Origin of the sequence: Nocardia sp. NPDC046473, from assembly GCF_040645995.1 — a bacterium.
GTDB lineage: Bacteria > Actinomycetota > Actinomycetes > Mycobacteriales > Mycobacteriaceae > Nocardia.
Window position 1 is genome coordinate 542,128 of the sequence record NZ_JBEYZJ010000005.1, and the last position, 20,858, is coordinate 562,985.

The 20,858-nt window shown below is 66.8% G+C and carries 20 protein-coding genes; 6 read left to right on the plus strand and 14 right to left on the minus strand.

Annotation, left to right across the window (positions count from 1 at the left end; all coding sequences use genetic code 11):
* Positions 1-93 precede the first annotated feature (93 nt).
* Complete coding sequence (locus tag ABZ942_RS20445) at positions 94-1,098, plus strand: acyl-ACP desaturase (RefSeq protein WP_357384156.1); 1,005 nt, start codon at positions 94-96, stop codon at positions 1,096-1,098.
* 133 nt (positions 1,099-1,231) lie between these two features.
* Positions 1,232-2,701 carry a DUF222 domain-containing protein gene (locus ABZ942_RS20450; protein WP_357384158.1) on the plus strand — a complete coding sequence of 490 codons (1,470 nt, stop codon included), beginning with the start codon at positions 1,232-1,234 and terminating at the stop codon, positions 2,699-2,701.
* Between the two features lie 39 nt (positions 2,702-2,740).
* Here the strand turns inward: ABZ942_RS20450 and ABZ942_RS20455 are convergent, their stop codons facing one another.
* From ABZ942_RS20455 to ABZ942_RS20500, 10 genes are all read right to left on the minus strand, one after another.
* Complete coding sequence (locus tag ABZ942_RS20455) at positions 2,741-3,430, minus strand: DUF998 domain-containing protein (protein ID WP_357384160.1); 690 nt, start codon at positions 3,428-3,430, stop codon at positions 2,741-2,743.
* Positions 3,427-4,599 (minus strand): lipase family protein, encoded by a 1,173-nt coding sequence (locus ABZ942_RS20460; protein WP_357384162.1) that lies wholly within the window; start codon positions 4,597-4,599, stop codon positions 3,427-3,429. Before ABZ942_RS20460 ends, ABZ942_RS20455 begins: the two co-directional genes overlap by 4 nt.
* 217 nt (positions 4,600-4,816) lie before the next feature.
* Positions 4,817-5,629, minus strand: a complete 813-nt coding sequence (locus ABZ942_RS20465; RefSeq protein ID WP_357384164.1) for a carbohydrate ABC transporter permease — start codon at positions 5,627-5,629, stop codon at positions 4,817-4,819.
* Positions 5,619-6,581, minus strand: coding sequence for a sugar ABC transporter permease (locus ABZ942_RS20470; protein WP_357384166.1), 963 nt, complete (start codon positions 6,579-6,581; stop codon positions 5,619-5,621). The genes ABZ942_RS20465 and ABZ942_RS20470 overlap by 11 nt, the downstream gene beginning before the upstream one ends.
* 4 nt (positions 6,582-6,585) lie before the next feature.
* A complete protein-coding gene (locus ABZ942_RS20475; RefSeq protein ID WP_357384168.1) occupies positions 6,586-7,449 on the minus strand; it encodes a metallophosphoesterase in 864 nt (287 codons plus the stop codon).
* 11 nt (positions 7,450-7,460) lie between these two features.
* Positions 7,461-8,834, minus strand: coding sequence for an ABC transporter substrate-binding protein (locus tag ABZ942_RS20480; RefSeq protein ID WP_357384170.1), 1,374 nt, complete (start codon positions 8,832-8,834; stop codon positions 7,461-7,463).
* A 46-nt stretch (positions 8,835-8,880) separates the two neighbouring features.
* The gene (locus tag ABZ942_RS20485; RefSeq protein ID WP_357384172.1) at positions 8,881-10,014 is read right to left on the minus strand and encodes an ABC transporter ATP-binding protein; all 1,134 of its coding nucleotides are present in this window, start codon (positions 10,012-10,014) and stop codon (positions 8,881-8,883) included.
* A 9-nt stretch (positions 10,015-10,023) separates the two neighbouring features.
* On the minus strand, positions 10,024-10,917 hold the full coding sequence (locus ABZ942_RS20490) for an alpha/beta fold hydrolase (RefSeq protein ID WP_357384174.1): 894 nt from the start codon (positions 10,915-10,917) through the stop codon (positions 10,024-10,026).
* Positions 10,914-11,438, minus strand: a complete 525-nt coding sequence (locus ABZ942_RS20495) for a YiiD C-terminal domain-containing protein (protein ID WP_357384176.1) — start codon at positions 11,436-11,438, stop codon at positions 10,914-10,916. Before ABZ942_RS20495 ends, ABZ942_RS20490 begins: the two co-directional genes overlap by 4 nt.
* Before the next feature lie 28 nt (positions 11,439-11,466).
* Positions 11,467-12,624 (minus strand): acyl-CoA dehydrogenase family protein, encoded by a 1,158-nt coding sequence (locus ABZ942_RS20500; RefSeq protein ID WP_357384178.1) that lies wholly within the window; start codon positions 12,622-12,624, stop codon positions 11,467-11,469.
* 239 nt (positions 12,625-12,863) lie between these two features.
* Between ABZ942_RS20500 and ABZ942_RS20505 the strand changes: the two genes are divergently transcribed.
* The 3 genes from ABZ942_RS20505 to ABZ942_RS20515 all read left to right on the plus strand — a co-directional run bounded on the left by ABZ942_RS20505 (position 12,864) and on the right by ABZ942_RS20515 (position 16,292).
* Positions 12,864-13,796, plus strand: coding sequence for a PDR/VanB family oxidoreductase (locus ABZ942_RS20505; RefSeq protein ID WP_357384179.1), 933 nt, complete (start codon positions 12,864-12,866; stop codon positions 13,794-13,796).
* 110 nt (positions 13,797-13,906) lie between these two features.
* A complete protein-coding gene (locus ABZ942_RS20510) occupies positions 13,907-14,614 on the plus strand; it encodes a hypothetical protein (protein WP_357384181.1) in 708 nt (235 codons plus the stop codon).
* Between the two features lie 124 nt (positions 14,615-14,738).
* Positions 14,739-16,292 (plus strand): NAD(P)/FAD-dependent oxidoreductase, encoded by a 1,554-nt coding sequence (locus ABZ942_RS20515; RefSeq protein ID WP_357384183.1) that lies wholly within the window; start codon positions 14,739-14,741, stop codon positions 16,290-16,292.
* A 4-nt stretch (positions 16,293-16,296) separates the two neighbouring features.
* Here the strand turns inward: ABZ942_RS20515 and ABZ942_RS20520 are convergent, their stop codons facing one another.
* The 4 genes from ABZ942_RS20520 to ABZ942_RS20535 all read right to left on the minus strand — a co-directional run bounded on the left by ABZ942_RS20520 (position 16,297) and on the right by ABZ942_RS20535 (position 19,166).
* Positions 16,297-17,280 (minus strand): zinc-binding dehydrogenase, encoded by a 984-nt coding sequence (locus tag ABZ942_RS20520; RefSeq protein WP_357384185.1) that lies wholly within the window; start codon positions 17,278-17,280, stop codon positions 16,297-16,299.
* Between the two features lie 15 nt (positions 17,281-17,295).
* Complete coding sequence (locus ABZ942_RS20525; RefSeq protein WP_357384187.1) at positions 17,296-17,718, minus strand: organic hydroperoxide resistance protein; 423 nt, start codon at positions 17,716-17,718, stop codon at positions 17,296-17,298.
* Positions 17,715-18,167: a MarR family transcriptional regulator gene (locus ABZ942_RS20530; protein ID WP_357384189.1), complete on the minus strand. Its 453-nt coding sequence runs from the start codon at positions 18,165-18,167 to the stop codon at positions 17,715-17,717. Before ABZ942_RS20530 ends, ABZ942_RS20525 begins: the two co-directional genes overlap by 4 nt.
* A 216-nt stretch (positions 18,168-18,383) precedes the next feature.
* Positions 18,384-19,166, minus strand: a complete 783-nt coding sequence (locus tag ABZ942_RS20535; protein WP_357384190.1) for an IclR family transcriptional regulator — start codon at positions 19,164-19,166, stop codon at positions 18,384-18,386.
* An 87-nt stretch (positions 19,167-19,253) separates the two neighbouring features.
* Between ABZ942_RS20535 and hutH the strand changes: the two genes are divergently transcribed.
* Complete coding sequence (hutH, locus tag ABZ942_RS20540) at positions 19,254-20,813, plus strand: histidine ammonia-lyase (RefSeq protein WP_357384192.1); 1,560 nt, start codon at positions 19,254-19,256, stop codon at positions 20,811-20,813.
* Positions 20,814-20,858: the final 45 nt, after the last annotated feature.

Here is a 20,858-nt window from a genome sequence, read left to right on the forward strand (position 1 = left end):
ACCTACGGATCCGTAGGCTCGCGGAGGTTGTCGCGCTGGCGGTCGTTGTTCGGCCGGTGCACTGTGAGCCAAAACGTCTGAGGGGTAACGCAAATGGGGAGACTTCTGACCCAGCTCGAGCTGCTCACCGAGCTCGAGCCGGTCGCGGCGGAGAACGTCAATCGGCATCTGTCGATGGCGAAGGCCTGGCACCCGCACGACTACGTGCCGTGGGACGAGGGCCGCAACTTCGCCGCGATGGGCGGTGTCGACTGGGACCCCGGCCAGTCGCAGCTGTCCGACGTCGCCAAGGCCGCGATGATCACCAACCTGCTCACCGAGGACAACCTGCCCTCCTACCACCGGGTGATCGCGGAGAACTTCTCCCAGGACGGCGCGTGGGGCACCTGGGTCGGCCGCTGGACCGCAGAGGAGAACCGGCACGGCATCGTGATGCGTGACTACCTCGTGGTCACCCGCGGCGTCGACCCGGTCGAACTGGAAAACGCCAGGATGCTCGCGATGACGACCGGCTTCGATCCGCTGGCCGTCGCCAAGTACGGCACCATCGATCCCAGCGATGTCCCCGATACCGGCTTCCTGCTCGGCGTGGCCTATGTGACCTTCCAGGAACTCGCCACCCGCCTGAGTCATCGCAATACCGGCCGGGTCTGCAATGACGCGATCGCCGACAAGATGCTGCAGCGCATCGCGGCCGACGAGAACCTGCACATGATCTTCTACCGCAACATGTGCGGCGCCGCCCTCGACCTGGCCCCCGACCAGGCCATCGAAGCCATCGCGCTCGTTCTGATGAACTTCCAGATGCCCGGCGCGGAGAACCCGAACTTCCGTCGTTACGGCACCCTGATGGCCAAACACGGCATCTACGACATGCGCCAGCACCTCGAAGACGTGGTGATGCCGGTCCTGCGTATCTGGAAGATCTTCGAACGCACCGACTTCACCGCCGCGGGCGAGCAGACCCGCGAAAAGCTCGCCGACTACCTCGCGAAGTACGAACGCGACATGCTCAAGTTCGAGGAACGCCGCGACCGCATCGCCGCCCGCCAGGCCACCAAGCGTGACTCGGCCGCCCTCACCACCACGCTGCGGTGATCAGCGGCCGTCGATTGCCAAAGGTGTTGACTTCGCACACCTTTCAATGTGAAAACCTGCAGATCAGATAGGTTTTCTACTGGCGCCGACGGCTGGGGCTCGATAGGGTTAGAACATGAGTTCGAGCAGTGTCGTGCAGCAGGAACGGGTCGCCGACCCGCTGCTCGGTGCTGTGTCCGATCTGCTCGAGCGGCCATTGACTCACATGTCCGATGACAAGATCATCGAGCTGCTGCGTGATGTCGAACAGGCCAGCAGGATGCTCGCGGCCGTGGGGCATCGGTTGATCGTGCAGGCCTCGGACCGAAACTTGCCGAATCAGACCGGTACCGGCACGGTGAAGAAATTCTTGATGCACACCCTGAGGCTGTCCAGCCCGGAAGCCGGTGCGCGAGTCGCGGCAGCGTTGTCGTTGGGGTCGTGGCATGACATGGCCGGCGAGGCACGCGAAGCGCGCCTGCCCGCGACCGCGGCGGCGCAAATCGACGGCGAGATCTCGGTCGATCATGCGCGGCAGATCGCGGCGGTGATGAAGCGTGTCCCCGGTTCGACGGCGAATACGGAATTCGAGGCAGCGGAACAGCTGCTGGCCGATTTCGCGCGGACCGGCTCGCCCGATGACATACCCAAAGTAGGCGAGGCGATTTTGGCGTATCTGGATCCAGACGGGGAACGTACGGACGACACCGACCGTGCGCGAATGCGCGGTATCACTATCGGCCGTCAGCGTGCCGATGGGATGTCGCCGATCAAAGGTGAGATCACCCCGACGTTGCGCGCACTGCTGGATCCGGTCATGGCCAAACTTGCCCGACCCGGCATGAACAATCCGGACGATCCGGAAAGTCCTTCCGGGGATAGTGAATACGTCGATCGGAACGAACTCGCTGCCGCAGCACGGCGGGATGCCCGCAGTGCCGCGCAACGCACCCACGATGGATTCGTCGCCTTGTTGACGCACTGTGTCGCACGGGAGAAGCTGGGATCTCATCGCGGACTGCCGGTCTCGACGATCTTGACGATGAGCGTTGCGGATGTCGAGAAGGCTGCCGGGGTCGCGACCACCGCGACCGGGGGCTTGGTCCCGATGAGCGAGGCGTTGAAACTGGCCGAAGAGGCACAGCCTTTCTTGATGGTGTTCGACGCACAAGGCGAGCCGTTGCATTTAGGAAGCGCCAAACGTTTTGCTTCTGCCGCACAGCGATTGACGTTGATCGCCGCCATACGCGGCTGCTCGCGCCCCGGTTGTGATGCTCCCGCCAGTATGTGTGCCACCCACCACGTCACTGACTGGAGCAAATCCGGCCCCACCGACATCAGCAACGAAACCCTGGCCTGCGATAGCTGCCATGCCATGGTCCATGACGGGCCTGGCGGCTGGAAAACGGTGGTTCTGGGACCGGAGTCGGCGCATCCTGGCCGGGTCGCCTGGATTGCACCACCTCATATCGATCCCAGTGGGAAGCCACAAGTCAACAATCGTCATCACCCCGGCGAACTTCTCGCCGAAGCGCTCTCGCGCGTTCATCATCGGAAAAAGCGAGAGCGGCAACAACACCGTGAACGATTGCCGCAAGAACAGTCGTTGACCGGCGTTGCCTGACGCGGATCATGGCAGGCTGACCGGCGTCGGGCGAGACGCTCAGTCGGCCTGGCGTTGGATGCTGGGTAGGGCGAGGAGGAGGGCGGCGCCGGTGAGGACTCGCCAGATGACGAATGGGTCGATGGCGAGGCGTTCGGCGGTGCCTGCGCCGAGGCCGAGGTGGTCGGGGGCGAGGCTGGTGATCATGCCGATGATGGTGACGATGATCAAGGCGAGAGTTGTTGCGGTGTAGGCGCGGTGGGTTCGGTAGGCGCGGGCGATGATGATCATGATCGCGAGGCCGGAGAGCAGTTCCAGGTAGGCGCCGGTTGGGTGTAGGACAGCGCGGAGGTGGTTGCCGCCGGGGACTTCGCCTGCGCTGCCCGGGAAGGCGCCGACGAGGACAATGCCGATGCAGTTGATCAGGGCGAGGTAGGGAATCGCCCGTCCGGCACGGGTTTTCGGCAGTAGGGGGGTGAGCAACAGCGCTGCGGCGAGTACAAGGACGCCGAGCAGCACGAACTCGGCCGACATCAGTGCGTGCCACGGCGAACAGATGTAGCGGGGCGTCGACGCGCCGTATTGCGCCATGTCGCCGAAGCATTCGGGGACGCCGAGGTCGCTGATCATGTTGTCGGACCAGCTGTATGGGTGCGCGTCCTGCCAGCGGTCGCCGACGATCAGTTCAGCGATGTAGTAGCTGATCGTCAGAATCAGCAGCGCCGCACCGGTTTTCAGGCGGGTGGTCACCGGCGGCAGGTGGTCGGCGGGACGGGGGCGCCCGTGAAGCGGTCGTTGATCCAGGCGGTGACCAGATCGCCGCGGGCGCGCCAGGCCTCGTGGCCGCCGGGCAGCACATGGTCGACGAGGTTGATGCCGAGGCCGCACATGTCGGCGACGGCCTGGTTGCCCCACGCGGTGTTGACCAGATCGTCGCTGTCGCCGCGCGAGATGAAGGTCGGAATGTCGGTGGCGACCTTGGGCAGGTTGCCACCGGTTTCGTAGTCGTCGAGCGCTTGCCGGGCGCCATCGTCGACGAACGACGCGGCGGCGGGTGTTGCGGCCTGGCCGATGGCCAGGTCCCGCAGTGTCGTCTGGCCGGTGCAGAGTCCTTCGAGGCGCGGTGCCGCGGTGAGCAGCGCGCCGTGCAGAACCTTGTCGTAGGAGTAGTCCGGGTGGTCATAGCGAACGGCGGCCACCAGGTAGGGCAGCAACAGGTACTGGCCGACGGTCAGCGTGTTCGTTGCCGCGGCCTTGGCGAGTTCGCTGCGCAGTGCGGGCGAGAGCAGCACATTGCCGAGGATCTTCAGCTCAGGCGCGTAGGTCTTGGCCGTCTCAGCTGCGGATTCCGTGGCCCGCCCGCCCTGCGACAACCCGACGAGCACAACCTCTTTGGTGACCGGCACATCGAGTTGCTGCGCCGCCCGAACGGAGTCGAGGACGTCATATCCCGAGGACTCCGCTTGTAGATACGGTGCCGAGCCGGGGCCGTCGAGCCCTTGGTAGTTGGTCATTACCACCGCCTTGTGCGCGTCGAGCAGATTCGCAACCGTGACGTCGTTGCCGAACAGTTCTGGCGAACTCGTCGGAGCACAGTCATTGGCTACCCCGGAGGTGCCGTGACCATAGGCGACCAGCGGCCAACCCCCTTCCGGTGCAGTGCCTTTCGGCAAGTACACCGCACCCGACACCTCGATGGGCGATTTGTCCGGGGAGGTGGAAATGTAGCGGAAGTACGTCGCCGAACCGGCTGCCGCCGAGATCTTCGGACCGCCGTTGGTCAACGGCCGCTGCGAGAGGAGCGTGCCCGGTTTCTGCGGTGTCTCGGCCGCAGTATCCGAAGAGGACCCGCAACTTGCCGCCATCAGCACCGCGGCGGCGGCCAGGGAAACCCACGTCAGTGCCCTCTTCGGACGCACGATCCATTCGCTCCTTCGACTCTGCTGCGCTCGGTTTTGCTATCCCCGCGTCATCACCGGCCCTGCGTCAACGATTCGCCTGCGCATGATGGCGCCCGGTCGATTCGCCGGCGGTGACGTTCCCAGCAAGATCAGGATGTCCGGTGATCGTCGTCTCCGCATCGGTGAGTGAGCGGAATCTCAGTTTGCGCACCGATTCGTAACCGACCACCTGAAACTATTTCAGTCCAGACCTTACGAAGGCGTTCACGATGTGGCGTTGCAACAACAGATACATCACGAGAACGGGCAAACAGGCGAGGCTCGCCAGCGCCATCATCGGTCCCCACTGATCACCCTCGGTGCCCATGAAGCTGCGCAGCCCGAGCTGGAGCACGCTGTTGCCTTGGCGAAGCACGACCGCGGGCCAGAAATACTCGTTCCAGGCATTGATGAACAACAGAATGCCCAGGGCGGCCAGGGCGGGTCGCAGGTTGGGCACGACCACGGTCCACAGGATCGACCACGACGACCGCCCGTCGATCTTGGCGGCGGCGACCAGCTCCTTGGGGAAGCTCGCCATGTGCTGACGCAACAGCAGCACCGCCAGTGCCGAGCACAGCGTCGGCAACACGACACCGATCAGCGAGTTGATCAACCCGAGCTGGGTGAGCAGCACATAGTTCGGCAGCATCGTCACCTGGAACGGCACCAGCCAGGTACCGACAAAGGCCAGATACAGGATCTTCTGGAACGGAAACGTGTACATCGCGAACGCGTAGGACGCCAACAGCGCGACCAGCAGCTGACCCACCGCCGACAGCGCCGCGATGAAGAAGGTGTTGCCGATCAGCCCGACCACGTCGACCTTCGCGGCCGCGTCGGTGTAGTTGGCGAACGAGATCGGCCAGGGAATCGGCGACAGCGAGGTGACGTCCTCCGGCCTGCGCAGCGAGGTGGCGAACAGCCAGTAGATCGGGAAAATACACACCACAGCCGTCACCGCGAGCAGCGCGTGGCTGCCCGCGGCGCGAAGACGATCAATCATCATGGAAGGCAACCTTTTCCGAGATCCACACCAGGATCCCGGCGATCACACCGAATCCGGCGAACAACAGCACTCCGGCAGCCGCGCTGAGCCCGGCATCGAAACTGTGGAAGGCGTAATCCCACAGCAGGTAATAGATATTCGTAGTGGCCTGTGCGGGACCGCCCTGCGTCATCGAGTCGATGAGCGGGAAAGTCAGCACGGGACTGAGCAATACGGTGGTGAGCACGAGGAACATCACGGTGGGCGACAGCAGCGGCAGCGTGATCCAGCGCCGGATCTGCCCCGGACTCGCCCCGTCCACCTGAGCCGCCTCGTTGTAGTCGCCACTGATACCGGCCAATCCGGCCCATACCACCAGCACCGAGAACCCGAGCAACTGCCAGCCGGTGATCGCGATGATCACCAGGTGCGCGGTGCTCACGTCGTACACCCAGTTGCGATCCGAGCCGAGCAACTGATCGACGAACCCGGCGCCGGGATGCAACAGCCACCGCCAAACGGCCGCAGCCGCAACGGGAGCCACCAGGAACGGCACGAAGATGAACGCCTGATAGATCGTCCTGGCCCGCCCGTGTACCCGCTTGCTCGCCAACGCGATGAGCACCGGAAGCACCACGGTGAACGGCAGCAGGCCGAGAATCAGCGCACCCGTGCGGCCGATCGAATTCCAGAACGCCGGAAGGTCCATCAGCCGTTGGTAATTGCCGGTTCCGACCGGCTTCATCGGCGAGGTCGGCAGCAGATTCCAGGAGTAGGTGGACAATTCGAACGCCTGCACCAGCGGCCGGTAGGTCCACACCACGAGCAGGAACAGCGCGGGTGCCAGATATAGGTACGGCACCACGAACCGCCCCGCCCGGCGGAACCGGGCGAGGCGGTGCGGCGGCGGGAGCGGGGAAGTGACCGGCTCGGCCACTTCCTCGGCAACGCGCGGGGTTTCGATGACGAACATCGACCTACCTGGTCTCGGCCGCGGCCAACGCGGCGAGCTGATCGAGCACGTCCTGTTCCGTTCTGTCGTAGACGGTTTCGGCGGGCGTCGCCTCGATCGCGGTGGCCACCAGCGACGAACCGAGCAGATCGATGCGGCTGTACCCGAATCCGACCAGCCCGCGATGCCGGCCGACCGGCGCGATCGGATCGATCCGATACGACAGCGCGGGCCCGATCCAGACCGGGATGCCACCGAGCGCGGCCGCACCGGTCAGGTGGTTGTGCCCGCAGACGATCAGCCGCACATCCGATCCGGACAGCACCTCTTCGAGCAGCTCAGGCTGTTCGAGCTTGAGGTACTCGGTGGTCGCGATCGGCGACGGGATCGGCGGGTGGTGCAGCACCAGCAGCGTGCCGTGTTGCGCCGGTCGGCGCAGCTCCTCGGCCAGCCAGTCGAGCTGTTCCGGTTCCAGCCGTCCGTCGTGTCGGCCGGGGGTGGAGCTGTCCAACGCGATGATCCGCAACCCGGCCACCTCGGTGACACTGTCGTGCGTGACATCGGGATCTATTGCCGCGGCATCGTTTCCGAACAACTCGGTGCCGAACGCCGCGCGCTCGTCATGATTGCCCATCACGTACACCGTCTGCGCGCCGAGCTCGGCGGCTACTGGCTCGACCGCGTCACGCAGTCGCCGATATGCCTCGGGCGACCCGTTGTCGGTCAGGTCTCCCGACAGCACCAGTGCGTCGATCCGCTGCTGCGATGCCCGCAGCTGCTGCAGCACATGGGTGAGGTTCTCGTAGGTATCGACCTTGCCGTGCACCTTCTCTCCGGCGGGCCGGATGTGGGTGTCGGTGAGCTGGACGATCGTGACCGGCGTGTTCATGCTGTGTCCGTTCATGAGACCGGCAGCAGTTTGGCGCCCTGCTCACGCGCTTCGGTCAATGTGGCCTGCGGATCCTTGCCCTGGAACACGATCGCCTCGACCGCGTCCATCATGCTGTCGCGGATCTGCAGATAGTTGGTGCCCGGCATGGAGATCCACGGCTCCATGTTCGCCAGCTGGGCGACATTCGGCTGCAGTAGTGGGTTCTTCGCGGACCAGTCCTTCAGTCCGGCAGGGTCATCCATCAGACCGGTGCGCAGTGGCAGGTAGCCGATGCCCTGCGCGATCTTGGTGTAGGCATCTTCGCTGGTGAGGAACTTGATCAGCTCCCAGGACGCCCGCTGCTTGGCCGGGTCGTTCGACAGAATGTGCAGGGAGGCACCGGAATTCGTCGGTATCGGCGGCTTGCTGGCGTAGCTCGGCATGGGGGCGGCCCGCAGGTCCCACTTGTCCTTGGCGCCGGTGGTGAAGGTGCCCTGGATTGCGCTGGTCTCCAGGATCATGCCGATATCGCCGCGGGCGAACGCCTCGTAGCCCTGTTTCTGGTTGAGCTTGGGCATGCTGCCCGACTCGACGAGCTGCTGTTGCTGCCGTGCGACCTCGACGACGGGCGCGTCGGCGAAGGTCAGCGACTTGCGGTCCTCGGAGATGACCCGGCCGCCATTGGACCGGACCAACGACTGGAAGCACCAGTCCTTGGCGGTCTTGGTCAGGCAGTCGACGTAGATGCCGCCCTTACCGGTCTTGCTGGTGATCGCGCTGGACGCTTCGGCGACCTGCTGCCAGGTGGTCGGCGGCTTGGCCGGATCGAGCCCGGCTTCGGTGAACAGTGACGCGTTGAAATACAACACGGGCGTGGAGAAGACGAACGGCACACCGTAGGTGTGGCCGTCCCAATCGGCGAGGGTGCGGGCCTTCGGTGCGAACGGGTACTTGGCGCCGTCGAAGTTGCGCTGGACCTCCTGCTTGGAGACCAGCGTGTCCAGCGGCTTGGCGCCCAGCTGATGGACGGTGTAGTCCAGGTCGCTGAAGCCGAGCTGGGCGACATCCGGCGGGGTGCCCGCGACCGTCTGGTTCTGGATGCTGGAGATGGTGTCCGTGGCCGGGTTCGGGCTGTTGCCCTGCGGCTTCTGCGCGGTCACCGTGATGTTCGGGAACTTCTTGCGGAAGTCGCCGATGAGCGTGTTGAAGGTATCGGTCCACGCTCCGGCGAGTCCGTAGTTGTAGGACTCGAACACGATGGCCACGTGCTGATCCGGCTTCAGGTCCGGGATCTGCGCGGTGCTGGAGTTCGAATCTGTGCTGGTGCTCCCGAGTCCGCCGCAAGCGCTGAGCGCGACGGTGGTTGCGAACACCATGCCCAAGATGGGCGCGGTGCGGTTCACGGTGTTCTCCTCATTGTTCGGTGATGTCGGACGGCGTTGTCACGAGTCAGGCGACGGCGACGACTGCGTCGGCGCCGTCGCGTAGCGAATCCGGCTGTGGCTCTTGCCAGGTCATGCGCAGGCCGGATTCGGGGTCGAAGAGGTGGATGTGGGCGGGATCGACGCGCAGCCCGATGCTGTCGTCGGCGTGCACCTCGGCGGGGCGCGGTGCGCGGGCGCAGAGCGTGTGGTCGCCGGTCGTGAAGTGGATCAGTTCCTCGCTGCCCAGGTTTTCCACCATGGTCACCTCGCCGCGGATGTCGGCTGCGGCCATGTCGAGCCGAAGATGTTCCGGGCGGATACCGGCGATAACATCGACGGAGGTGCCGAAATCATCAGCGGTGATGGATAATTCGACGTCGATGCCGTCGGCCGCCAGGAACAGCTTGCCGCCACGTTCGGTGACGACGCCGGGGAACAGGTTCATCGGCGGAGCGCCGAGGAATCCGGCGACGAAGGTGGAGCGCGGCCGGTCGTACAGCTCGGTCGGCGTGCCCACCTGCTCCACCTGCCCCTCGTTGAGCAGCGCGATCCGGTCGGCCATGGTCATCGCTTCGACCTGGTCGTGGGTGACGTAGAGGAAGGTCGCCCCCAGCCTGCGGTGCAGCGCGATCAGCTCGGCGCGGGTGGCGCTGCGCAGTTTGGCGTCCAGGTTCGACAGCGGCTCGTCCATCAGGAAGGCGCCGGGATCGCGAACCATGGCGCGGGCCAACGCGACTCGCTGCCGCTGGCCGCCCGACAGCGCGCCGGGCTTGCGGCGCAGCAGCTCGCCGAGACCGAGTATTCCGGCCACCTCGGCCACCCGCTCGGCGATCTTCGTGCGCGGCGTGCGCCTGGCCCGCAGCGGGAAGCCGATGTTCTTGGCCACCGTCAGATGCGGGTAGAGCGCGTAGCTCTGGAACACCATCGCCAGGTCGCGCTGCTGCGGCGCCCGGTGCGTGATGTCGTTGTCGTCCAACAGGATCAGGCCGCCGGTCGGATCCTCCAGGCCCGCGATCATTCGCAGCAGCGTGGACTTGCCACACCCACTCGGCCCGAGCAGCACCAGGAACTCGCCGTCGGCGATGTCCAGGCTCACCTCGCGCACCGCGTAGGTCGCGCCGAATTGCTTCGACACCTTGTCAATTCGCAGTCTTGCCACCAGTTCTCCTCAGCCGGGCAGTTCGCCGGCGACAATCCAGGTCGCGACGCGGGCCGCGATCGCCGGGGAATCCTTGACCCAGGTGAAGTGATCGCGATGCTCGACCGGCGAGTCCTCGTCGATGTGCCACTGGGTGACGCGCGCGTTCGACATCCGGGAGACCAGGAAGTCGACATTGGACTTCGGGCCGAGCACGTCGTCGGACAGCGAGATGACCAGCACCGGCGCTGTCATGTTCCGCAGCAGCGTGTTGTACTGGCGCGCACTGCCTTTGGGGCAGTAGTAGCTGGTCAGCGAGTGCATCGCCCAGTCGCGCATGACGCCACCGGGCATCGGCGCGGGGATCAGCACGCCGCCGGGCCAGTGGCCCTTCCAGCGCGCGACCAGGCCGATCCACTGGATCTGGCTCAGCGCCTCGAACCAGCGTCGCGGACCGAACGCCCACCAGAACACCGTGCCGGTGCCGATCACGGTGACCCCGGCGACGCTGTCCGGCTCGGCGGCGGCGAACAGCAGCGCTATCTGCCCGCCGAGGCTGTGCCCGAACAGGTGGATCGGCGCGTCCGGAAAGCGTTGCCGCACTGTGGCGAGGATCGCGGGCATGTCGATCTCCAGCATTTCGCGATAGCCGAAGTTGCGGTGCAGCCCGAGCTCGGGCTTGGCCTCGCCGTGGGCCCGCAGGTCGCAGGTGGCGACCGAAAGCCCCTGGGCGTTCAGCTCTTTGGCGAGTAGCAGGTAGTTCTTCGCCTTCATCGCCATGGCGGGCAGGATCAGCACCACCGGCGCGTCGGCCTTCTTGCCCGGCAGGAAGCGGACGGTGAAGGTGACCTCGTCGGAGGTCGTGACGGTGGTCGATTCGAGGCCGGTGAACTCCGAGCCCTTCTTGGGTGCCGCAGTGGTCACCGGTCCGTCTCCGGGATCATCACATCGCAGACGTAGTCGAAGGTGAACTTGGCGACAACCACATCGCCGTCGTCGACCAGGGCAGCCTTGCCGGACAACTCGAAACGATTCGACACAGTGGTGTTCAGCACCTCGGCGAGTTCGCGCCGGTCGACCGTGGCGATCGCGCGGATCCGGCCGACAGCGGGCTTGCGGTACGACGCCGTGCCCGCCCGCAGCACCAGGCGCTCGATGGCGGACAGCCGCGGGGCGGCCGCACCGACGAACGCCGCGGCGCCACCGATATCGGCGGCGGTGAACAGCGCACCCGCGTGCACGGTGCCCATGTGGTTACGGACGCCGTCGACGGCGGGGATCTCGACCACGGCCCGCTCGGGGCCGATCTCGGTGATCAGGGTGCCGACGTGGCGGCCGAACGGCACCATGTCCTGCGACACGGCCCGCAGGTATTCATAGTCGACGGCGGCACCGTCGAGTTCGGGGTAGGCGGCGGCGAAGCCGGCGATCTCTCGCGTGGTCATGCGGTACTCCCTTCAGCGATTACGGATGTCAGCGCTTGCGCAGCGCGCGCCGGGCGATGGACCAGCGCAGCACCTCGGACGGTCCCTCGTAGATGCGAAATGCCCTGGCCTCGACCAGGAATCGAGCCACCAGGTAGTCTTCGCAGACGCCCAGGCCGCCGTGCAGCTGCACCGCGCGGTCGAGCACCCGCCAAACCGCTTCGGAGACGAAGGTTTTGGCGATCGATGCGTCGTGGCGCGCCTGCGACGATGTGGGGCCCTGCGCGTCGATGGTCTCGGCCGCGGTGCGGATGACGCCGCGGGCGGCGGCGATGTCGATCTCGTTGTCCGCGACCATGCCCTGGGCCAGACCGTGTTCGGCGATCGGCACGCCGAAAGAGGTTCGGGTGCTGATGTGTTCGATGGCGAGGTGGTGCGCGCGCACGGCGAGCCCGAGCCAGTTCATGCAGAACACCAGCCGGGACGGGGCCAGCCGCACCTGAGCGAGCACCAGTCCCTGGCCGACCTCGCCGAGCACGGCGGAGTCGGGGACGACGCAGTCGACGAAGGTGACCTCGCAGTGTCCGCCGGGGGCGCTGGTGTGGTCGAGGGTCGCCATCCGGCGGCCGACCCGCAGGCCCGGGTTGTCCTGGTCGACCAGGAACATCGTCGGCCCGTCGCCGGTCCTGGCCACACAGATGGTGAACGCGGCGCCCTGCGCGCCGGTGGTGAAATGCTTGGCGCCGTTGATGATCCAGCCGTCGTCGGTCTCCTCGGCCACCGTCTGCAGCATGCCGGGATCGGAGCCCGCGCCGGGAGCCGGTTCGGTCATGGCGATCGCCGAGCGCACCTCGCCAGAGGCGAGCGGTGCGAGGTAGCGCTCCTGTTGCTCGGCGTTGGCTACGTGGGCGAGCAGATGGATGTTGCCGTCGTCGGGCGCCCAGGCGTTGACCGCGATCGGGCCGAGCAGGCTGGCGCCGGCTGCCTCCAGCACTTGGGCCTGGCCGCGGGTGTCCAGGCCGAGCCCGCCGTACTTCGGGTCGGACAGCGGGCCGAACACCCCCGCCTCCTTGGCCTTCTTCTGCAGGTCGAGGCGCAGCGCGTCGTCCATCACCCGCCCGTCGACGATGACCTCGCGTTCCACCGGAACGACCTGGTCACGAATGAACTGGGTGGTTTTGTCCACCAATTGCCCCACAGTCGTCATGGCGCCAGTTTCGGGGCCGCGGGGCCGTCTGAGTCGGGGCGATAGTCAACGTCGATCGCCCGAATCGACTGCGCTTTTTCTTGGTGCGTTGCCAGGGGATGTCCGCGACGGTGATCCTGCGGCACACGTACTTGATTTGTCGCAGGTGGCGGCGTGCTGGGCGGTCTACCGGTGCCGTGACCTGACGTCTTGTCGAACAACTCGCGAACGAAGCCGGCAACCCGCGAAAGAGGGTAGGGATGACTGAAATTCCGGTACGGGTGTCGGCTCGCCGTGACGAGGCCGAGGGCGTGTTCTCGCTCGAGCTCTCCGCCGAGGCGGGCGGGGAGTTGCCGAGTTGGTCACCGGGCGCGCACATCGATGTTGCTGTGGGTGCCGCGGGGGTTCGTCAGTATTCGTTGTGCGGTGATCCGGCGCAGTCGAGCCACTGGCGCATTGCGGTCTTACACGAGCCCAGCGGCCGTGGCGGATCGCATCATCTGCACAGTACCGCTCTTGCCGGTACTGTGCTGCGAGTGTCGATGCCGCGCAACAATTTCGAGCTGGTTGATTGCGAGCGGTATGTTTTCCTGGCGGGTGGCATCGGGATCACCCCGATCCTGCCCATGGTGGCCGCCGCTGAGGCGGCAGGCGCGCGTTGGTCGCTGTATTACGGCGGCCGTACGCGCGCGCACATGGCGTTCGCCGACGATCTCGCGAACAGGTATCCGGCCGCGAAGCTGTTGCCGCAAGACGAACACGGCCTGCTGCCGCTGGCCGACATCCTGGCCGAGCACAGCGATGCCGCGGTCTACTGCTGCGGGCCGGAGCCGTTGCTCGCCGCTGTGGAGGCCGAGGGGGCACGACAGGGGCTGCCCGTGCACCTGGAGCGATTCGTGCCCCGGCCAATGGAATTCGCGCCGAACAAGTCCTTCGAGGTCCGATTGGCAAGCAGCGGTAGAACTTTCCAGGTCGGCGTGCACCAGTCCATCGCTGATGTGCTGGAGCGGGCCGGCATCAGTATTGTGACCTCCTGCCGCGAAGGTACCTGCGGCACCTGCGAAACAGCCGTTCTCGCAGGCGATATCGACCACCGCGACTCGCTGCTCACGGCCGACGAGCAGGCGCGGGGCAACACCATGATGCTATGCGTTTCGCGGGCAAGATCGGATGTGCTCGTGCTGGATCTGTGACTCGGTCCGCACGGTGTGCCACCGGCCGCCGGGCATTGACTTGTCGGCGCGTTCCGCGACCGGCACGCGGCACGCTCGGCGTGCCGAATCTCTACAGGAAGAAGGTATAGATGAGAAAAATCGTTGCGGTGGCTGCAGGGGTGGCCGCCGCAGTCGGCATCGCCGCCGGCACGGCCGCGGCACAGCCCACCGGTGAGGACGCGATCGACTTCACCGCTAACGCGACCGAGACCCAGACCGTCATCAAGACCGACGGCGGCTCGATGGTCGTCGAGGACGGCGTCTTCAAGATCAAGGCCGCTAACGGCAGCACCCTCACGGGCACGCCGCTGAAGTTCCGGGTCGACGAGTTCGAGTTCCCAATCGTGGCCGACATCGCCGATCACACCGCGACGCTGACCCCGCAGTTCGAGATGGACAAGGCGACCTACAAGCCGGTCGCCCTCCCGTTCGAGGACAAGGCGCCGTGGAAGACCGACTACGACCGTGAGCAGGCCGCCTGGTCCCGCATGACGAGCACCATCTCGATGGGTGCCACCATCGGCACCCTGGTCGGTGGCCTCGGCGGCGCGGCCGTCGGTTGCGTGCTCGGCGGTATTCTCGGTGCCACCGCTGCCGCTGCCACCATCATCGGCATGTTCGGTCCGTTCATCCCGGCCGCGGCCGTCGGCTGCCTCGGCGGCATCATCGCGGTCGGCGCCTTAGGCACCGTCGCGGGCCAGATCCTGGTGACCGCGCCGGTCGCCATCGGTGCGGCTATCCAGTACTTCGCCACTATCGCCCAGCCGCCTATGCCTCCGGCGCCCCCGGCCAAGTAGGTAGTGGAGAAGATCCCAACGGCATTCGTTGGGGGACACTCGGCCCCGTCCGGTTTACTCGACCGGGCGGGGCCTTGTTCGTGTTCGGGTGTCGATCGCCGGTAATCCGTGCTATCGAGGACGGATGAAGCCGACGCGGTCGACGTATGACGTGGTGGTTGTGGGTGGTGGTCACAACGGGTTGGTGGCCGCCGCCTATCTGGCGCGGGCCGGACGGTCGGTGGCGGTGCTGGAGCGGCAGTCCGCTACCGGTGGTGCGGCGGTCTCGGCGCGAGTGTTCGCCGGGGTGGACGCGCGGTTGTCGCGCTACTCGTATCTGGTGAGTTTGCTGCCTCGGCAGATCGTCGACGAGTTGGGGTTGTCGTTCGCGACGCGACGTCGGCGGATTTCGTCGTATACGCCGGTGGGGGCGGGTGGGCTGTTGGTGGATACCGGTTCCGCGGAGCGCACCCGGGAGAGTTTCGTTCGATTGACCGGATCCGATCGGGATTTCGTTGCGTGGCAAAGATTTTATGCGATGACCGGGCGGCTGGCCGAGCGGGTGTTTCCGACGTTGACGCAGCCGCTGCCGTCGCGGGCGGAGTTGCGGAGCATCGTCGACGACGAGGTGGCTTGGTCGGCGCTGTTCGAGCGGCCGCTGGGGGAGATCGTCGAGTCGGAATTCGCCGATGACACGGTGCGAGGGGTCGTGTTGACCGACGCGTTGATCGGAACGTTCACGCACGCGCACGATTCGACGCTGCGGCAGAACCGCTGCTTTCTGTATCACGTGATCGGCGGCGGCACAGGGGACTGGGATGTGCCGGTGGGCGGCATGGGCGCGCTCACGGACGCGCTCGCCGAGTCCGCGCGCGCCGCGGGTGCGGAGATCGTCATCGATTGCGCGGTGACCGGGATCGAAACCGATGGTCGCGCAGCCGAAGTGAGCTATTCGGACGGCGTGGTGAGTGCGGGCCACGTGCTGGTGAATGCCGCGCCACACGAGCTCGCACGGCTGCTCGGCCAGGTGGCGGAGATGAAACCCGAAGGCGCGCAGCTCAAAATCAACATGTTGCTGAATCGCCTGCCCCGGCTACGTGACGGCTCGGTCGACCCGCGCGAAGCGTTCGCCGGGACCTTCCATATCGGCGAATCGTACGCACAACTGGACCGCGCGTATGGCGAGGCGGCGATCGGCCGGATTCCGTCCGCGCCGCCGTCGGAGATCTACTGTCACACGCTGACCGACCCGTCGATCCTGTCGCCGGAACTGGCGGCGCGGGGCGCGCACACCCTCACCCTGTTCGGACTACACACACCGGCAAAACTTTTCGCCAAGGATCCGGCGGCGGTGAAGGCTGAACTCGTGAAAGCGACCATGGCCCAGTTGGATTCGGTGCTCGCCGAGCCGATCGCCGATTGCCTCGCCATGGACGAGAACGGCGAGCCGTGTCTCGAAGCGAAGACCCCGCTCGACCTCGAACAAGAGGTGGGCTTACCGGGCGGTCATATCTTCCACCGCGACTTGGCGTTTCCCTACCGAGCCGACGAGGCAGCGACAGACCCGGCAGCACGGTGGGGTGTCGCGACCGGGCACCGCAATGTCCTGCTCTGCGGCGCGGGCGCGGTGCGAGGCGGCGGCGTCAGCGGCATTCCAGGTCACAATGCCGCCATGGCCGTGCTCGAACCGCGCCCGTAGCGCGTCAGACCTTCGGTGCCAGCACGACCTTCGCGCTGCGACCCGGGCTTTCGGTGGCGACGGCCGCGTCGGCCGCCGCGTCCAGCGGATAGATGGCCTCGACGTCGAGCTTCAGTACGCCCTGCGCCGCGGCGGACACCAGTTCGCCGATGAGCCGCCTGCGATCCTCGGGCGAGGTCTCCTCGATTCGCTTGGAACCCCAGAAGCCCTTGACCACAGTCTGTTTGAAGATGAGGTCGCCTGGGCTGAGCGTCATCGGCTGGCCGGACAGCGCACCGAACGAAATCAGCTCGCCCTTGGGCGCCAGCAGGGCCATCGCATCGCTGGCCGCGCGCCCGCCCACCTGATCGACGGCGCGCACGATAGGCGCACCCGACGTGGCGGCGACGGCCGCCACACGCCAACCCTCGGCCTCGGTATCGAACACCGGCTCGAAGCCTGCGGCGAGCAGCGCCTCGACCGATTTCGGCCCGCGCACCAGGTTCAGCACATGGACACCACGTTGCCGCGCAAGCACATTCACCAGTCGGCCGACCGCGCCGTTGGCGGCGTTGATCGCGATCCAGTCGCCTGCGGTCACCTCGAGATCCTCGAGCAGCATCAGCGCGCTGAGTGGCATGGCCAGCAACTGGGCGGCGGTCTCGTCGGACACCGCATCCGGCACCGGCACCACCTGAGCGGCCTTGGCGACGAAGTAGTCGGCCCACACGTTCTGCGCGCCGGAGACGGTGACCCGTTGGCCGACGGTCAGTCCGGTCACGCCGGGGCCGAGCGCGTCGATCCGGCCCACGCCCTCGGTGCCCGGGATGGCCGGCAGCGGCGGCTTGTACCCGTACACGCCACGAACGATGGCGAGGTCGTGATTATGGATGGGCGCGAGGATCAGCTCGACGCGCACCTCACCTTCGCCGGGTTCGGGCTGCGGCCGTTCGGCCGTGTTCAGTACGTCCTTCGGTTCGCCGAAGCTTTCGATAACTACCGCACGCATGCTCTGCTCCTTCGTTCAGTCTTCGGCGACAACGACGTCGACGTCGATGTTGCCGCGGGTGGCGTTGGAGTACGGGCACACCTGGTGTGCCTTGTCGGCGAGGGCCTGGGCGTCCTCGCGGGACAGGTGCGGCAGCGAGACCTCGAGGGTGACCGCGAGCTCGAAGCCGCCTGCGTCGTTCGGGCCGATGCCGACCTTCGCGCCGACCGCGGAATCGTCGACATTCGCCTTGGCCTGCTTGCCGACCAGGCGCAGCGCCGAATGGAAACAGGCCGCGTAGCCCGCGGCGAACAGCTGCTCGGGGTTGGTGCCCGCGCCGCTGCCGCCCATTTCCGGCGGGGTGGCCAGATCGACGTCGACCTTGCCGTCGGTGGTGCGTGCGTGCCCGTTGCGGCCGTCGCCGGTCGCCAAGGCCTCCGCGGTGTACAGGATCTTCATGACTGTTCTCCTTCGATCGGTGGTGCCGAGAGTGCGCTGGTCAGTCGCCGCAGGGTTGCCCGCAGCGCCAAGAATTCATCGACGGAAAGGCCGCAGGCCTCGGCCATTTCGGCCGGGATGCCGCGGGCCTCGTCGCGCAGTGCCTGTCCACGTTCGGTGAGCTGGACATCGACGCGACGTTCGTCGTCGGCCGCGCGTTGCCGCCGCACGAGACCCGCCGCCTCCAACCGCTTGAGCAGCGGAGACAGCGTGCCGGAGTCCAACGCGAGGGCGTCGCACACCTCGCCGACGCTACGCCCGTCGCGTTCCCACAGGGCGAGCATCACCAGGTACTGCGGGTAGGTGAGCCCGAGCCGTTCCAGTTTCGGCCGGTAGACCGCCGTCATCGCTCGGGATGCCGCGTACAGCGGAAAGCACAGCTGCTCATCGAGGGTCAGATGGTCGGTCATGTCCAATAAAGTAGTTCACAACTATATTGTGCACAACCAATAATCTGGGTGTTCCCGGTCACAATCCGCAGCGTCGCGAGATGTAGAGTGTCCAAGCCAGCCGAGCTGACAAGAACCGACTTCCGTGCGTTCGCGGAACAGGCACCAGTGGCGGGCCGACTCCGAATCCACCAGCGAGGAACCCTCTGCGGCGTGGGGCGGCATCGGCCGCAAGCCTTAGGTCGCTCGGCCGCCGATGCGCTGAGTGAGACTGTCGGCGGTCGCACGGACCCGGCCGGCCAACGGTGTCCAGTCGGCCGGGCACGGAATGGCCTCGCAGTGGTGCCGCAGCGTGACGCTGATGGCCGCGATGGGTCGTTGGTTGTGGTCGAAGACGGGATATGCGACCGAGGCGAACCCAGGTGTCACGTGGCCGTCTTCGCAGGCCCAGCCTCGATTGCGCTCGGTGGCCAGGATGGTGCGCAGGGACGCGAGCGAGTGGGGACCGCGCTCGGTGCGGCGCACGAACGAGGCCGCCGACGGGAACAGCGCGCGAATCTGCGCGGCCGGGAGATAGGCCAGGATCGCCCGGCCGCAGGCGGTCAGATGTGCGGGCAGCCGCACGCCGACTCCGGTGACCAGGGTTTCCGGGCGTGACGGACGTTCCTTGATGAGGTACAGCAACTCGTTGCCGTGCAGCACGCCGAGGTGCGCGTTGTGCCCGACCTCCTCGACCAGCTCGCGCAGCAACGGTCCCGCTAGCCGTTCGAGCGGATCGTGGCGCAGATAGGCGGAGCCGAGCTCGAACGCGGCGATGCCGAGCCCGTAGCGGCGCTCGCTGGGCAGCCGGGTGACGAAACGGGCCGCCTCCAACTCGCCGAGCAGGTGATAGGTGGTAGACCGGGGCAGGCCGAGCTCGCGCGCGATGGTCGAGGCGGAGATGGGCCCGGCTCGCCCCGCGAGTAGCTGCAACACCGCAAGGCCACGGCGCAACGCCGGGACGTCGCTGCTCGTTCCCATGCCATCTCCTCGGCAAGTCTTGGATATCAGACAGAATCGGACCGACCCTCATTCTCCACTGCCCGCCGCGACGGTGGAATGGACCCCATGCCCGAAACTGCACAGCTACCCACCGTGGCACTCGACGGACCGTTGACCGGGGAACAGGTCGTCGCGGTCGCGCGGCTCGGCGCCAAGGTCCATCTGAGCGAGGCGACGCAGGACCGGCTGGCGCTGGCCCGTGCGCACGTCGACGCGCTGGCCGCGGGGACGGTGCCGACCTACGGCGTGTCCACCGGCTTCGGTGCGCTGGCGACCCGCCATATTCCGCAGGAGAGCCGGGTCGCGCTGCAGCGTTCGCTGATCCGCTCGCACGCGGCGGGTGCGGGCCGCCCGGTCGAGCGGGAGGTGGTACGCGCGCTGATGGTGCTGCGGCTGCGCACCCTGGCGACCGGCCACACCGGGATCCGGCCGGAGACCGCGGCCACGCTCGCCGCGCTGATCAACGCCGACATCACCCCGATCGTGCACGAATACGGCTCGCTCGGCTGTTCCGGCGACCTCGCGCCGCTGGCCGCGGTGGCGCTGGCGCTCATGGGCGAGGGGGAGGTGACCGACGCCGACGGGAACGTGACGGACGCGGCAACGGCCTTGAGCGCCAACGGAATCAAGCCGGTCGTGCTGGCCGAGAAGGAGGGCCTGGCGCTGACCAACGGCACCGACGGCATGCTCGGCATGCTGGTGCTCGCGCTGGCCGACCTGCACATGCTGCTCGATATCGCCGACCTCACCGCGGCCATGAGCGTGGAGGCGCTGCTCGCCACCGACCGGGTGTTCGCCGCGGACCTGCAGGCCTTGCGCCCGCATCCCGGCCAGGCCAGCTCGGCGGCGCGGATCAGTACCGCACTGGTCGGCTCGGAGATCGTAGCGAGTCACCGTGGGCCGGACTGTAATCGGGTGCAGGACGCCTATTCGCTACGCTGCGCTCCGCAAGTGCACGGCGCGGCCCGCGACACCGTCGCGCACGCGGAGCTGGTCGCGGGTCGCGAATTGGCTGCCGCCGTCGACAATCCCGTGGTGCTCGCCGACGGCAGGCTGGAATCCAACGGCAACTTCCACGGTGCGCCCGTCGCCTATGTGCTCGACTTCCTCGCCATCCCGGTGGCCGACGTGGCGAGCATGGCCGAGCGCCGCACCGACCGGATGCTCGATGTCGCACGGTCGCACGGACTTCCGGCGTTCCTGGCCGCCGATCCCGGCGTCGACTCCGGGCACATGATCGCCCAGTACACCCAGGCCGCCGTGGTGAGCGAGCTCAAGCGGCTGGCCGTGCCCGCCTCGGTGGACTCGATCCCGAGCAGTGCGATGCAGGAGGATCACGTGTCGATGGGCTGGTCCGCGGCCCGCAAGCTGCGCACCGCGGTGGACGGCTTGACCACCGTGCTCGCCGTCGAATACCTAACGGCGGCAAGGGCGCTGGACTTCCGTGCGCCGTTGCGCCCGGCGCCCGCCACCGGTGCGGCCCTCGCCCTGCTGCGCACCAAGGTCGACGGTCCTGGCTCCGATCGTCATCTCGCTCCCGAAATCGCCGCCGCCGAGGCGCTCATCAGCTCCGGCGAGCTCGCCCGCGTAGTCGCGCCGCACTTCGCTTCATCGAACGGGTCGTGACAGCGGGGTTTGTCGAACTTTGCTGCGGCCGAGTCCGGTTCGCGG

What these genes read in the sequence shown, in the direction of transcription:
- ABZ942_RS20510 (WP_357384181.1), top strand. Translation starts at nt 13,907, where the DNA reads ATGAGAAAAATCGTTGCGGTGGCTGCAGGGGTGGCCGCCGCAGTCGGC.
- ABZ942_RS20475 (WP_357384168.1), bottom strand. Translation starts at nt 7,449, where the DNA reads ATGAACACGCCGGTCACGATCGTCCAGCTCACCGACACCCACATCCGG.
- ABZ942_RS20500 (WP_357384178.1), bottom strand. Translation starts at nt 12,624, where the DNA reads ATGACGACTGTGGGGCAATTGGTGGACAAAACCACCCAGTTCATTCGT.
- ABZ942_RS20525 (WP_357384187.1), bottom strand. Translation starts at nt 17,718, where the DNA reads ATGAAGATCCTGTACACCGCGGAGGCCTTGGCGACCGGCGACGGCCGC.
- ABZ942_RS20515 (WP_357384183.1), top strand. Translation starts at nt 14,739, where the DNA reads ATGAAGCCGACGCGGTCGACGTATGACGTGGTGGTTGTGGGTGGTGGT.
- ABZ942_RS20445 (WP_357384156.1), top strand. Translation starts at nt 94, where the DNA reads ATGGGGAGACTTCTGACCCAGCTCGAGCTGCTCACCGAGCTCGAGCCG.
- ABZ942_RS20505 (WP_357384179.1), top strand. Translation starts at nt 12,864, where the DNA reads ATGACTGAAATTCCGGTACGGGTGTCGGCTCGCCGTGACGAGGCCGAG.
- hutH (WP_357384192.1), top strand. Translation starts at nt 19,254, where the DNA reads ATGCCCGAAACTGCACAGCTACCCACCGTGGCACTCGACGGACCGTTG.
- ABZ942_RS20530 (WP_357384189.1), bottom strand. Translation starts at nt 18,167, where the DNA reads ATGACCGACCATCTGACCCTCGATGAGCAGCTGTGCTTTCCGCTGTAC.
- ABZ942_RS20535 (WP_357384190.1), bottom strand. Translation starts at nt 19,166, where the DNA reads ATGGGAACGAGCAGCGACGTCCCGGCGTTGCGCCGTGGCCTTGCGGTG.
- ABZ942_RS20495 (WP_357384176.1), bottom strand. Translation starts at nt 11,438, where the DNA reads ATGACCACGCGAGAGATCGCCGGCTTCGCCGCCGCCTACCCCGAACTC.
- ABZ942_RS20520 (WP_357384185.1), bottom strand. Translation starts at nt 17,280, where the DNA reads ATGCGTGCGGTAGTTATCGAAAGCTTCGGCGAACCGAAGGACGTACTG.
- ABZ942_RS20470 (WP_357384166.1), bottom strand. Translation starts at nt 6,581, where the DNA reads ATGTTCGTCATCGAAACCCCGCGCGTTGCCGAGGAAGTGGCCGAGCCG.
- ABZ942_RS20465 (WP_357384164.1), bottom strand. Translation starts at nt 5,629, where the DNA reads ATGATGATTGATCGTCTTCGCGCCGCGGGCAGCCACGCGCTGCTCGCG.